General features: G+C 57.9%; 12 protein-coding genes. 6 read left to right on the top strand and 6 right to left on the bottom strand.

What is annotated here, in order from left to right; genetic code table 11:
- Positions 1 to 60: 60 nt before the first annotated feature.
- On the bottom strand, positions 61 to 1407 hold the full coding sequence (locus ACN1C3_RS14675) for a class II 3-deoxy-7-phosphoheptulonate synthase (protein WP_419116528.1): 1347 nt from the start codon (positions 1405 to 1407) through the stop codon (positions 61 to 63).
- Positions 1408 to 1568: 161 nt separating this feature from the next.
- Between ACN1C3_RS14675 and ACN1C3_RS14670 the strand changes: the two genes are divergently transcribed.
- On the top strand, positions 1569 to 2324 hold the full coding sequence (locus tag ACN1C3_RS14670; protein ID WP_419116527.1) for a spermidine synthase: 756 nt from the start codon (positions 1569 to 1571) through the stop codon (positions 2322 to 2324).
- A 146-nt stretch (positions 2325 to 2470) separates the two neighbouring features.
- Here ACN1C3_RS14670 and ACN1C3_RS14665 read toward each other — a convergent pair whose 3' ends face one another.
- A complete protein-coding gene (locus ACN1C3_RS14665; protein ID WP_419116526.1) occupies positions 2471 to 3262 on the bottom strand; it encodes a crotonase/enoyl-CoA hydratase family protein in 792 nt (263 codons plus the stop codon).
- A 385-nt stretch (positions 3263 to 3647) separates the two neighbouring features.
- On the opposite strand from ACN1C3_RS14665, the gene ACN1C3_RS14660 reads away from it, so the two are divergent.
- Positions 3648 to 5366, top strand: coding sequence for a DEAD/DEAH box helicase (locus ACN1C3_RS14660; protein ID WP_419116525.1), 1719 nt, complete (start codon positions 3648 to 3650; stop codon positions 5364 to 5366).
- A gap of 80 nt (positions 5367 to 5446) precedes the next feature.
- On the opposite strand, the gene ACN1C3_RS14655 is transcribed toward ACN1C3_RS14660, so the two are convergent.
- A complete protein-coding gene (locus tag ACN1C3_RS14655; RefSeq protein WP_419116524.1) occupies positions 5447 to 6214 on the bottom strand; it encodes a DODA-type extradiol aromatic ring-opening family dioxygenase in 768 nt (255 codons plus the stop codon).
- A gap of 103 nt (positions 6215 to 6317) precedes the next feature.
- Between ACN1C3_RS14655 and ACN1C3_RS14650 the strand changes: the two genes are divergently transcribed.
- Positions 6318 to 6974 carry a thiopurine S-methyltransferase gene (locus ACN1C3_RS14650; protein WP_419116523.1) on the top strand — a complete coding sequence of 219 codons (657 nt, stop codon included), beginning with the start codon at positions 6318 to 6320 and terminating at the stop codon, positions 6972 to 6974.
- A gap of 82 nt (positions 6975 to 7056) precedes the next feature.
- Here the strand turns inward: ACN1C3_RS14650 and htpX are convergent, their stop codons facing one another.
- Together htpX and ACN1C3_RS14640 are read right to left on the bottom strand one after the other, a co-directional pair.
- Entirely contained in the window at positions 7057 to 7944 is an 888-nt protein-coding gene (htpX, locus tag ACN1C3_RS14645) for a protease HtpX (RefSeq protein WP_419116522.1), read from the bottom strand.
- 317 nt (positions 7945 to 8261) lie between these two features.
- Complete coding sequence (locus ACN1C3_RS14640; RefSeq protein WP_419116521.1) at positions 8262 to 9473, bottom strand: pyridoxal phosphate-dependent aminotransferase; 1212 nt, start codon at positions 9471 to 9473, stop codon at positions 8262 to 8264.
- A gap of 223 nt (positions 9474 to 9696) precedes the next feature.
- On the opposite strand from ACN1C3_RS14640, the gene msrB reads away from it, so the two are divergent.
- From msrB to ACN1C3_RS14625, 3 genes are all read left to right on the top strand, one after another.
- Positions 9697 to 10092, top strand: coding sequence for a peptide-methionine (R)-S-oxide reductase MsrB (gene msrB / locus ACN1C3_RS14635; protein WP_419116520.1), 396 nt, complete (start codon positions 9697 to 9699; stop codon positions 10090 to 10092).
- A gap of 140 nt (positions 10093 to 10232) precedes the next feature.
- A complete protein-coding gene (locus ACN1C3_RS14630; RefSeq protein ID WP_419116519.1) occupies positions 10233 to 10718 on the top strand; it encodes a glutathione peroxidase in 486 nt (161 codons plus the stop codon).
- Entirely contained in the window at positions 10715 to 11176 is a 462-nt protein-coding gene (locus tag ACN1C3_RS14625; RefSeq protein WP_419116518.1) for a MarR family winged helix-turn-helix transcriptional regulator, read from the top strand. Before ACN1C3_RS14630 ends, ACN1C3_RS14625 begins: the two co-directional genes overlap by 4 nt.
- On the opposite strand, the gene ACN1C3_RS14620 is transcribed toward ACN1C3_RS14625, so the two are convergent.
- On the bottom strand, positions 11160 to 13481 hold the full coding sequence (locus tag ACN1C3_RS14620) for a response regulator (RefSeq protein ID WP_419116517.1): 2322 nt from the start codon (positions 13479 to 13481) through the stop codon (positions 11160 to 11162). The two genes, ACN1C3_RS14625 and ACN1C3_RS14620, sit on opposite strands and share 17 nt — an antisense overlap.
- Between the last annotated feature and the right edge of the window lie 41 nt (positions 13482 to 13522).

The following is a 13522-nucleotide window of genomic DNA, read 5'->3' as shown; positions in this document are numbered from 1 at the left end:
TAGTGTGGGAGCGGGCTTGCTCGCGATGGCGGTGTATCAGGTGACGAAAAACCTACTGACTCAACGGCGAACCTGTTTGAGTGTCTCGGCAATCAAAAACGCCAGCTCCAGCGACTGATCGGCATTCATCCGTGGGTCGCAATGGGTGTGATAACGGTCCGACAAACCGTCTTCGGTGATCGGTCGCGCACCACCAATGCATTCGGTGACGTTCTGTCCGGTCATTTCGATATGGATGCCGCCGGCATAGCTGCCTTCCGCTTCGTGCACCTGGAAGAATTGTTTCACTTCATTGAGGATTTGCGCGAAGTCGCGGGTCTTGTAGCCGCTACTGGCCTTGATGGTGTTGCCATGCATTGGGTCGGAGCTCCACAGCACTTTTTTGCCTTCGCCTTCCACTGCGCGGATCAGTTGCGGCAGATGGTCGCCAACCTTGTTCGCACCCATGCGCACGATCAGGTTGAGGCGGCCGGGATCGTTGGCCGGGTTGAGGATATCGATCAGGCGAATCAACTCTTCGGTGTTCATGCTCGGGCCGACCTTGACCCCGATCGGGTTGTTCACCCCGCGCAGGAATTCGACGTGGGCGCCGTCGAGCTGGCGCGTGCGGTCGCCGATCCAAAGCATGTGCGCCGAGCAGTCGTAATAATCGTTGGTCAGGCTGTCGCGACGCACGAAGGCTTCTTCGTAGTTCAGCAGCAGTGCTTCGTGGGCCGTGAAGAAACTGGTTTCGCGCAATTGCGGCGAACCGTCCATGCCGCAGGCGCGCATGAAGGCCAGGGTTTCATCAATGCGATCAGCCAGATGGCTGTACTTCTCGGCCAGGGCCGAGTTGGCGATGAAGTCCAGGTTCCATTTGTGCACTTGATGGAGGTCGGCAAAACCGCCCTGAGCAAAAGCGCGCAGCAGATTCAAGGTCGCGGTGGACTGATGGTAGGCCTGCAACAGCCGATCCGGGTCCGGCACGCGGCTCTTTTCGTCGAAACCAATGCCATTGACGATGTCGCCACGGTAGGCCGGCAGGGTCACGCCATTGAGGGTTTCATCGTTGGAGGAGCGCGGTTTGGCGAATTGCCCGGCCATGCGGCCGACCTTGACCACGGGGCAGCCCGCCGCAAAGGTCATGACAATCGCCATCTGCAGCAATACTTTAAAGGTGTCGCGAATTTTTGCTGCCGAGAACTCGGCAAAGCTTTCCGCGCAATCACCGCCTTGCAGCAGAAATGCCCGACCCTGAGTGACCTCGGCAAACTGACGGCGCAACTCCCGGGCCTCACCGGCAAACACCAGCGGCGGATAACTGGCCAGGCTTTGCTCAACCTGCAGCAAGTGCGCAGCGTCAGGATAATGGGGTTGTTGCTGGATCGGCAGGGCGCGCCAGCTGTCAGGGCTCCAGGGTTGGCTCATCACGGACTCTAGTGTTTTACGGTCGGACGGTCATGTTATCAGCAATTAGTGCGTGACCTGTTCCCGTCGCTTCGCGGACAATCGCGCCTTTCCCGCTCGGCGCCGAGCGGCTGGATTTATCGCGTTGCCGGGGTTGAGCCCGGTGTCGGTTAGGAGATGAGATGACTGAGGAGCGCGTCGAGCACCTGCTCGCCGAAGTGCACGATGACTTTGGCATGATTCGGGTGCTGGAAGTGGCGGATTACCGCTTTCTCGAATTTGGCGATGCCATCGAGCAGAGCTGCGTGTTCACTGCGGATCCAAGCTGGCTGGAGTACGACTACACCCGAGCCATGTTGATTGGTGCGCTGTGCCACGACGCTCCGGAAAGCGCGCTGTTTCTGGGCCTCGGCGCCGGTACGCTGACCCAGGCTTGCCTCAAGTTCCTGCCGCTGGAAGACGTCGAAGCCATCGAGTTGCGCCCGGATGTACCGCGCCTGGCCATCGAATACCTGGGTCTGGATGACGATCCGCGGCTGTACATTCGTGTCGGCGATGCGCTGGAGCTGCTCGACACTGCCGAGTCGGCTGATTTGATCTTCGTCGACCTCTATACCGACGTCGGCCCGGGCGTCGGGCATCTGGCCTGGGGTTTTCTGGAAAACTGTCAGAAACGTCTGAATCCGGGTGGCTGGTTGGTGATCAATCAATGGGCCACTGATGACGGCAAACCATTGGGTGCTGCTTTGCTGCGCGGTCTTTATCACCGGCATTATTGGGAACTGCCGGTGAAGGAGGGCAACGTGATCCTGATCGTTCCCGCGGATCTCGATCAAACCCTGGATATGGACGGCCTGACCGCCCGGGCTGAAGCCCTCGCGCCGCGACTGGGCTACTCGTTGCAATCGCTGATCAAGGTCATTCGCCCGGCGACATAAATGTTGTCTGTCAAATTGCTATCGCGAGCAAGCCCGCTCCCACACTGGATCTGTATTGATCACAAAATTGTGAACACACCAAAGTCTAATGTGGGAGCGGGCTTGCTCGCGAAGCGGTACACCTGCAGATACATAAGGCACAGAACTCAACAGCCCTTGAATACCCCTGGCCGCCGCTCCTGCATGGCACGCAGACCTTCCTTCGCGTCTTCGCTGTTCAGCAGCTTCTTGACCAGTGGCGGTAACCCTTGAGTGGCGGCAGTTTCACCTTCAAGGCGTGCCTGACGGGCGGACATCAGGGTGGCCTGAACGCCCAATGGTGCTTGCCCGGCGATACGCTGGGCCAACTCCAGTGCGCGTGGCATAAGGTCCTCGCTGGCCATCACTTCCTGGACCAAGCCTAGCCGCAAGGCTTCATGAGCATCGAACTCATCGCCGGTCAGCAGCCAGCGCATGGCATTGCCCCAGCCGGCGATCTGATGCAGACGCAAGGTGGCACCTCCGAAAGGGAAGATCCCGCGTTGGACTTCCATCTGGGCGAAGCGCGTATTGCTGGCGCACAGGTTGATATCGGCGGCCAGCATCAATTCGATGCCGATGGTCAGGCAGTAACCCTGTACGGCGACAATTACCGGCTTACTGACCCTCGGCCCTGCGAATACGCCCCACGGATCGCAGCCGCCGGTCGGTGCTTGCCAGCCCTCGGCCAGGGCGGCGCCGACATTCGCCAGATCCAGTCCGGCGGTAAAATGTTCGCCATGACCGAACACTACCGCTACCCGCGCCTCGGCATTACGTTCGAACTCGCCGTAGGCCAGGCTGAGTTCGTTAAGCAGGTCGAGGTCGAAGGCATTACGTTTGGCAACGCGGTCCAGGCCGATCAACAGGATGTGACCACGCTGTTCACGACTAACGCGACTGGGGCTGAGCTGATTCATGGGGCATATCCTGGGGCGGGAAAGGGTGTCTCAGACTGAATGTCTCGGCCTGAAAGATGAACCGTTTAAGCGTTATAACCCACAAGGCCGGGCCTTTAAAAAGTAGACGCTTGGAGGATTATCCGCAAAGCCCGTGACAGAGAGGCGTACAGCCGATTTATCTTATAAAAAGTTCTCCCTTTTTTCAGTAATTCCGGTATAGTGCGCGCCGGCCTTTAACCGGGCCACGTTTAGGTACTGCAATTCCCCGAAGTCAGCTTCGGCTGCTTGTTCGCTCTGCGAACTATCCTTGACGTTCCATTCATTCAAACGTTTTCGCAAATCCCCGCCGACAAAGCAGCCAGGGCGACTCTTGAGTCTTACACGGCATGCGCAGCTTTGGAGCATGGGTCTTTGCGGATGCACTAGAGGCAGACCCATGACCCAGGAAACCGGCGGCTTCGCCGCTTTTGATCTTCACCCAAATATTCTTGCAGCCGTCATCGCGACTGGCTATGAAGAGCCTTCGGCTATTCAGCAGCAATCGATCCCGATCATCATGGCCGGTCACGACATGATTGGTCAGGCGCAAACCGGTACGGGTAAAACCGCTGCGTTCGCCCTGCCGATCCTGCACTGCATCGATCCTGCCAAGCGCGAGCCTCAGGCTCTGATCCTGGCCCCAACCCGTGAGTTGGCGCTGCAAGTTGCAACCGCTTTCGAAACTTATGCCAAGCAAATGCCGGGCGTAACTGTTGTGGCTGTCTACGGCGGCGCGCCGATGGGCCCACAACTGAAAGCAATCCGTAATGGCGCACAGATCGTTGTCGCCACTCCGGGCCGTCTGTGCGACCACCTGCGTCGTGACGAAAAAGTTCTCGCTACCGTGAACCACCTGGTTCTCGACGAAGCAGACGAAATGCTCAAACTGGGCTTCATGGATGACCTGGAAGTTATCTTCAAGGCCATGCCTGCAACCCGTCAGACCGTATTGTTCTCGGCCACTCTGCCGCAGTCGATCCGTGCCATCGCTGAGCGCCATCTGCGCGATCCGAAGCACGTGAAGATCCAGACCAAGACTCAGACCGTTACCGCGATCGAACAGGCTCACCTGTTGGTTCACGCTGACCAGAAGACCTCGGCTGTATTGAGCCTGCTGGAAGTGGAAGACTTCGACGCCCTGATCATGTTCGTACGCACCAAGCAAGCGACCCTGGATCTGGCAAGCGCCCTTGAAGCCAAAGGCTACAAAGCCGCTGCGCTGAACGGTGACATTGCTCAGAACCAACGTGAGCGCGTGATCGAATCCCTCAAGGATGGCCGTCTGGACATCGTTGTGGCGACCGACGTTGCTGCTCGTGGTCTGGACGTTCCGCGTATCACCCACGTATTCAACGTGGACATGCCGTACGACCCAGAGTCCTACGTTCACCGTATCGGCCGTACTGGCCGTGCCGGTCGCGAAGGTCGTGCATTGCTGCTGGTGACTCCACGTGAGCGCCGCATGCTGCAAGTGATCGAGCGTGTGACGGGTCAGAAGGTTGCTGAAGTCCGCCTGCCGGATGCTCAGGCAGTTCTCGATGCTCGCATCAAGAAGCTGACTAACAGCCTGTCGCCGCTGGTTGCTGATGCCGAATCGACTCATGGCGATCTGCTGGACCGTCTGACCGCTGACATCGGTTGCACCCCACGTGCTCTGGCCGCTGCTCTGCTGCGCAAGGCTACCAACGCTCAAGCGTTGACCCTGGCTGCTATCGAGCGCGAACGTCCACTGGTGCCGAACAATGCACCGCGTGGCGATCGTCCTGAGCGTTCCGGTGAGCGTTCCGGTGATCGTCCGGACCGTGGTGATCGTGAGCGTCGTGCTCCGGTCCCATTGGCTGAAGGCCGTGCTCGTTGCCGTACCGCGCTGGGTGCGCGTGATGGTATCGCTGCCAAAAACCTGCTGGGCGCCATCCTGAACGAAGGTGGTCTGGCTCGTGAAGCTATCGGTCGCATCCAGGTGCGTGACAGCTTCAGCCTGGTTGAGTTGCCGGAAGATGGTCTGGAGCGTCTGCTGACCAAACTGAAGGACACTCGCGTTGCCGGTAAGCAGCTGAAACTGCGTCGCTATCGCGAAGACTGATCGGTTCTTGAGCTGATTGATCGAACATAAAAAATCCCCGACTGGTTCGGGGATTTTTTTGCCTGCCAAAAAGGTGACGTTCAACCGAACCGATAAATATCCATCCCCAGCGCACCCATGGTGAAACCTTGATGGGCGATGCTGAAATCGCCGCCAGCACCGCGTGCGAAATACAGCGGAAGCAAATGCTCGTCGCTGGGATGGCTGCGCACGGCATAGGGCGCTTGCTGGCGATAGTCATGCAGGGCGGCTTCGTCGTCAGCAGCGAGTTTGTCGATCACCCAGTCGCGAAAAGCTTTGGCCCATGGCTCTACGCTTTCCGGACCGGCGTGCCAATCCAGCTCGCGCAGGTTGTGGGTGATGCTGCCAGAGCCAATCAGCAGTACTCCTTGCTCGCGCAGGCTGGCCAGGGCATGCCCTACGCGGGTTTGCAGGGCTGGACCCTGACGGGTTGGAAGCGAGATCTGCACCACAGGAATATCCGCTTGTGGATACATCAGCGACAGCGGAACCCAAACGCCATGATCGAACGGGCGCTTGGTGTCGATGCGTGCATCCAGGCCGTCGGTTTTCAACAGGTCGACAACCTGCGCTGCGAGTTCTGGCTGACCGGGAGCCGGATATTGAACGGCAAACAACTCGGGCGGGAAGCCGCCGAAGTCATGCCAGGTTTCCGGTTGAGGGTTGCCACTGACTAGCAGTTCCTGACTTTCCCAGTGGGCTGAAACCAGCACGATGGCTTTGGGTCTGGGCAACTCGGCGGCCAAGCGCGCCAGAGCCGGGCCGCTGGCACCGGGTTCCAGAGCAAGCATTGGCGAACCATGGGAGATAAACAGGCTAGGGAGCATAAGAGGTTCCTGAGCGTTAAGATGAGGTCATCTTCAGTCAGATCATTAATCTAAATCTAATATAAGTTTTAGTGCTTTTTGATCGAATTTTCAGGGGTGACTTATGCAGCCGGACTTTTGGCACAAACGTTGGGAGAGCAATCAGATCGGTTTTCATCAGGCCGAGGTCAATCCCTACCTGCCGCGGTGGTGGCCTAGTTTGGGATTGGCGGAAGGCTCACGGGTGTTGGTGCCGTTGTGTGGGAAAAGTCTAGACCTTGTGTGGCTCGCCAGTTGTGGTCATCAGGTGCAGGGTATTGAGCTGTCAGAAAAGGCCGTGACGGATTTCTTCGGCGAGCAGCAACTTGAGCCACAGATCAGCCAGCGGGGCACGTTCACGGTCTATCAAGTGGGCTCTATTGCATTGTGGTGCGGGGATTTTTTTGCCTTGAGCGCTGAGGATGTGGCTGATTGCGCGGCGGTGTACGACCGGGCGGCGCTGATTGCCCTGCCGCCGGAAATGCGCGAACGATACGCTGCTCATCTGAACCGAATCTTGCCGTCGGGGTGTGAGGGGTTGCTGATTACCCTGGACTACGACCAGATGCAAATGAGCGGGCCACCCTTTGCTGTGGTCGATGCTGAAACAAGAAGCCTGCTTGGCGATCACTGGCAGCTTCGAGTCGAGGAAGAACGAGACGTCCTCGGTGAGAGCTGGAAGTTCCTCCAGAGCGGTGTCTCCCGCCTGGATGAGCGGGTTTATAGACTGCTAAAGAACTGACCCACGTTGCAAGCGTTGGCGTGGTCGATTTCTCTACCAACGCAAAAGGGCGACTTGCGTCGCCCTTTTGGAATAAAGGCTATCAGCCGCGACGACGCAGTGCGTCGATGCGCTCTTCCAGCGGCGGGTGGCTCATGAACATGCGAGCCAAACCCTGTTTGATGCCGCCGTTGATGCCGAAAGCACTCAAGGTGTCCGGCATGTGTACCGGCAAGCCTTGCTCCGAGCGCAGGCGCAGCAGGGCGCCGATCATTGCGTTGGTGCCGGCCAGGCGGGCACCGGCTTCGTCCGCGCGGAATTCGCGTTTGCGCGAGAACCACATGACGATCGCGCTGGCCAGGAAGCCCAATACCAGTTCGGCGAAGATGGTCGCCACGTAGTAGGCGATGCCTTGGCCTTCTTCGTTCTTGAAAATCACCTTATCGACGAAGTTGCCGATGATTCGCGCGAAAAACATCACGAAGGTGTTTACCACGCCTTGTACCAGCGCCAGTGTCACCATGTCGCCGTTGGCCACGTGGCCGATTTCGTGGGCCAGCACGGCTTTCACTTCATCCGGCGAAAAACGCTCGAGCAAACCCTGGCTGACAGCGACCAGCGCGTCGTTCTTGTTCCAGCCGGTGGCAAAGGCGTTAGCCTCGTAGGCCGGAAAAATCCCGACTTCGGGCATCTTGATCCCGGCTTCCCGAGACAGTTGCTCGACGGTTTGCAGCAACCATTGTTCATGGCGAGTGCGTGGCTGGCTGATGATTTGGGTGCTGGTGCTCATCTTCGCCATCCACTTGGAGATGAACAGCGAGAACAAGGAACCTGCGAAACCAAAGACCGCACAGAAAACCAGCAGCTGATTGAGGTTGAGGTCAACCCCGTTGGCCGCCATGAACCCGTTAAAGCCGAAAAGGCTCAGGGTGATGCTGGCAATCAGCACGACCGCCAGGTTAGTGGCCAAAAACAGCAAGATGCGCATCATGGTTGTAGAAATCTCCTCATGCTAAATATGTAGCGTACTGCGGGGTATATAAGGTGCTGCACCAGGCTATTCAACCGGGTGACTATTTCAAACTGTGTCTTACAGTCAGATATTAGACGCTTGTAGGGTTTTTCTGACGTTGATCAGGCGTGGGTTTGACGGCTTTTTTTGCGCTGCGGGTCCCGTCGCTGTTGGGTGTGCTGGCGGACCATGGAAACATAAGGGCACAGGAGGGTAGGTGTTGTACGGGAAATAAAGATGTGTTGCTGAATTAATCGCCGTGCGACTTTACAAACAGTCGCACGGCATAACAGCGCTTACTGGCGATAGGACTTCAGGAAGTTCCCGATCCGGCCAATGGCTTGGTCCAGGTCATCCAGTCGTGGCAGCGTCACGACGCGAAAGTGGTCCGGCCATGGCCAGTTGAAAGCAGTGCCCTGGACCACCAGCAGCTTTTCCGAGAGCAGCAGATCGAGAACGAATTTTTCATCGTTGTGGATCGGGCAAACTTTCGGGTCGATCCGAGGGAAGGCGTACAGCGCGCCCATCGGTTTGACGCAGCTGACGCCAGGAATGTCGTTAAGCAGTTCCCAGGTACGGTTGCGCTGTTCCAGCAGACGGCCTGCCGGCAAGACCAGGTCATTGATGCTCTGATAGCCGCCGAGGGCGGTCTGGATCGCGTGTTGGCTCGGTACATTGGCGCACAGGCGCATGTTGGCCAGCATGTCGATGCCTTCGATGTAGCTCTGGGCATTGTGTTTAGGACCGGAAATGGCGACCCAGCCAGAGCGGAAGCCCGCCACGCGATAGGACTTGGACAGGCCATTAAAGGTCAGGCAGAGCAGGTCGGGGGCCAGCGAAGCGGTGCAAATATGCACGGCATCGTCGTAAAGAATCTTGTCGTAGATTTCGTCGGAGAACACCACCAGATTGTGCTGACGGGCCAGTTCAAGCATGCCCAGCAGGACTTCTTTGGAGTACACCGCGCCGGTCGGGTTGTTCGGGTTGATGATCACCATTGCCTTGGTGTTCGGAGTGATCTTGGCCTTGATGTCGGCCAGATCCGGCCACCAGTTGGCTTGCTCGTCGCACAGGTAATGCACCGGATTGCCGCCGGCCAGGGTCACGGCTGCGGTCCACAGCGGGTAGTCGGGTGCCGGGATCAGTACTTCGTCACCGTTGTTGAGCAGGGCCTGCATCGACATCACGATCAGCTCGGAAACGCCGTTACCCAGATAAATATCTTCAATGCCGACGCCTTCTACCTGCTTTTGCTGGTAGTACTGCATGACGGCCTTGCGGGCACTGAACAGGCCCTTGGAGTCGCTGTAGCCTTGCGCAGTCGGCAGGTTGCGGATGACGTCCTGAAGGATTTCGTCCGGTGCTTCGAAACCAAAGGGCGCCGGGTTGCCGATGTTCAGCTTGAGGATGCGATGGCCTTCCTCTTCCAGGCGTTTGGCGTGCTTGAGCACTGGGCCGCGAATGTCATAACAGACGTTGGCGAGCTTGTTCGATTTGCTGACCTGCATGGCGATGTGTTCCTGAAAATGAACGATCCAGGCGGTGTATGAACTACCGTACTGGGAATCCTGCGTTTTCACACAGGCCTGTAACCGGCGTCGCAGCGTGAAAATCCGTTTGAATGCGCGTTACACGGCTGCCAGACTGGCGTTTAACGAGGCGCAATCATACGTGCCGCCCGATCCGTGGAAAAGATACAGATCAGGCTTTTTCAGTTGCAGAGGTAAGACAATGGATAAGTTGGAAAAAACCCTTAAAGAATGGCGCGACATGCTCGACCCGGAGCAGTACAACGTTTGTCGCCTCAAAGGCACCGAGCGACCGTTCTCGGGCGAGTACAACGACACCAAAACCGACGGTGTTTATCACTGCATTTGCTGCAATGAGCCACTGTTCGACTCTAAGGCCAAATTTGATTCTGGCTGTGGCTGGCCAAGTTTCTACGAACCTATCGGCGAAAGCGCGATGGTCGAAATTCGCGATGTGAGTCACGGCATGGTTCGTACCGAAGTGGTCTGCGCCAAATGCGATGCGCATTTGGGGCATGTGTTCCCTGATGGTCCGCCACCGACTGGTTTGCGCTATTGCATCAACTCGGTGTGCCTGGACCTCGTTCCGCGAGCTTGATCGGGCCCCGTAGTGTGCACCCGTGAAATTCCGGGTGTACACCTTCCAGAGAACGTCGGGCTTCGTGTCTATAATTAAATTGCACGCAATTCAATTGCTCGCTATGTTTGTCTTTCATTTCCGTTTCAGGAGTCTGCGCCATGACCGACAACCTGCTGAATATCCCGTGCATCACCATTAAAGGTGAGCAAAAGACCCTGGCCGACTTTGCTGGTAAAGCAGTTCTGGTGGTCAACACGGCGAGCCAGTGCGGTTTCACGCCGCAATACAAAGGTCTGGAGGAGCTTTGGGAGAGTTACAAGGACCAGGGACTGGTGGTGCTTGGCTTTCCGTGTAATCAGTTCGGCAAACAGGAGCCGGGGAATGAAGGGGCCATTTCCGAGTTTTGCGAGTTGAATTTTGGTGTCAGCTTCCCGCTGTTCAAAAAAATCGAAGTCAATGGAAGCGACGCCCATCCGTTGTTCGTGCAGTTGAAGAAGCGCGCTCCTGGTCTGCTCGGCACTCAACGCATCAAGTGGAACTTCACCAAGTTCCTGATCGGCAAGGACGGCCAGGTCGTCAAACGTTTTGCTCCGGCGACCAAGCCACAGGATCTGACGGGCGAGATTGAAGCGTTGCTGAAATGAATGAGCTGGCAGCCGATTCGCTCAAGCTCGACAGCCAGCTGTGCTTCAAGCTGTACGCCGCTTCCCGAGCGGTCATTCGCGCCTACAAGCCGATGCTCGACCAGTTAGGGCTGACCTATCCGCAATATCTGGCAATGCTGGTGTTGTGGGAATGGCAGGACTCGCCGCCCGAGCAACCGACTGTGAAAGCCCTTGGTGAGCGACTGGCCCTGGACTCCGGGACTCTCACGCCGCTGCTCAAGCGTCTTGAACAGATGGCATTGGTGCAGCGCCGGCGTTCGGCGCGCGATGAGCGTGAGGTGCACTTGAGCCTGTCTGGAGCCGGATCCGTCCTGCGCGAGCAGGTCGTGCCACTCAAGGCGCGGCTGCTGTGCGACAGCGGTGTCGATCTGGATCGCTTGAGTGAGCTGCGTAGCGGTCTGGACCAGCTATTGGGGCAGATCAAAGCGCTGTCGTAACGGGCACCCAAAGGTCAAGCAGGGCCGCCAGCTCTTCGCGCCGGAACGGTTTAGCCAGATAGTCGCTCATGCCGGCCGCGCGGCAGCGCTCTCGCTCCTCGGGCATGGCGTTGGCGGTCAGTGCGACGATCGGCAGGTCTGGCCAGCGACCACTACGGCGGATCTGCCGGCTGGCTTCATAGCCGTCCATGACCGGCATGTTGCAGTCCATTAACACCAGATCGAAACTGCTGCGCTCAAGCTGGTCAAGGGACTCGGCGCCATGGGCTGCCACGGTTACCACGCAGCCAAGCTTGCTGAGCATTCCTTTTGCGACGAGCTGATTGACCGGATTGTCTTCCACCAACAGGATACGTGCCCGCCGCTGGGGCGACAGGGTTTCCAGTTGTGCGTCGTTGATGGTGGTGGTCTCGGGCTGCAAGGCCCGTCGCAAGGTTTGATACAACGCGTTGCGTGCCAGTGGTCGTGCCTGCTGCTGCAAAGGCGCCAGAGCATTGGCTTGTTCGGTTGGCATGAAACTGCCGTAGGCGGTCACCAGCAGAATCGGTGCCTGGAGGGTGGGACGTATCCCGAACAGGCATTCAGGGCAGTCGGTGATCAACAGATCAGGTGTGAGCCCAATCAGCGAGTCGTCGATGCTGCGTTGTTGATAGTCCAGCCCCCAGCCAGGCAGCAAACTGTTTAGTAGTTCGGCCAGACCACTACTGGCGGTGGTAATCGCTATGACGCTCCCTCGCAGTGGCACCGGAGTGGCAGCCGGGGTATGGCAAGGCAACGGCAGATCAGCGCAGAACCGGCTGCCGAAACCCGCCTCTGAACTGATGGTCAGGCGGCCCTGCATGGCCTCGCAAAGGTTGTACGTCAGGGCGAGACCCAGACCGGTGCCGCCGAACTGACGGGTGATACCGGCTCCAGCCTGGGTGAAAGGCTGGAAAATTTTAACCTGGGCGTCCTGTGCGATACCGATGCCGGTATCGCAGACCTCGATTCTCACGCCGTCGTCATGAGTGCTCAGGCGTACATCGACGCGACCGAAACGGGTGAACTTCAGGGCGTTGGACAAGAGGTTGCTGACGATCTGTCGTACCCGTGTCGGATCCCCCAGTACCAGTGTCGGAAACTGTGGGTCGATCAGGCAGGCCAGTTCAACGCTTGGCGCGGCGTTCTGCGACAACAGGTTGGCCGTGTCCTCGACCAGCACGCCGAGGTCAAAGGGGATGTGTTCGAGTTCCAGTTGACCGGCATCGAACTTCGATAGGTCGAGAATATCGTTGAGCAACTCCACCAACACCTTGCCGGAGTCGTGGGCAATCGACAGTTGCTGCTGTTGTTCGGCATTCATCGGGCTGTCCAGAGACAGGGCGATCATCCCCAGCAATCCGTTGAGCGGAGTGCGAATTTCATGACTCATATTGGCCAGAAATACCGAGCGTGCCTCAGCCATGTCGAGTGCTGTGCTGCGGGCTATTTCGAGTTCGTCGTTGGACAAGCTCAATCGGTTGTTGATTGCTTTCAGTTCGGCGGTGCGCGCGGAGACGATGTTCTCCAGTTGCCCGAGATAATCGGTCAAACGGTTCTCGGCATTGCGTCGTTGCTGAATCTCGGTGGCCATGTTTTCGAATTGCTGGTTGGCGACTTTGACCAGTACGCCGATTTCGTCGTGTTCATGGCCCTGCGGAAAATCCAGTCGCCCCAGGTCGCTGCTTCGGGGGTCGCTGCTGCTGAGTGCGCGGATAACCCGAACCAAGGGTTTGGTCAGCATGACGTAAAAGAGTGCCAGTAGAATTCCGGTCAAGATCACGCTGCGGACGAAGCCGTTGAGCAGAGTGACTTCGGCCCTGCGCAGGAAGCGGCTGCCGAATGCGTAGGTATCAACCTCCAGTTGCAAGGTGCCGAGGGATTCGTCGGGCATGTGATCGAGATAGAGCCGATCTTCGAACTGCCGTTCGGCGCCGAAGAGGAAGTCGCTGATCAGCCGATAGCCGCTTTCCATTCCGGGGCGTTTTACGCTGGCAAGGGTCGTGTTGTGGTTATCAGTCAGTTGCGCGCTGATGACTGCGGGGGAGCGGAGCAGGCCGAGGGTCAGCTCTTGGGCGAGCTCGGCGTCGATGTTGTAGGCGATCCGCGAGGCCGGGTTATGGCTGATTTCCAGAAGAGAGCGTATTTCCCGGTTGATGGAGGCGTCTACGCTGGCATAATCGATACCGATTTGCAGCAGACTGAGCAGGGTCCCGAGAATGAAACCGACCAGCACAGTGAGCCTGGCTTGTTTATAAGACAGGCGGTGGGTGAACTTAATATCCATGGGGGGCTGAACCAATTCCGTTTCCCTTCGCTGATCAAGCA

This window comes from Pseudomonas sp. H11T01 (assembly GCF_048515765.1).
Classification (GTDB): Bacteria; Pseudomonadota; Gammaproteobacteria; order Pseudomonadales; family Pseudomonadaceae; genus Aquipseudomonas.
Note: the sequence above shows the minus strand (reverse complement) of the source record. Positions and strands in the feature narration are given on the sequence as shown.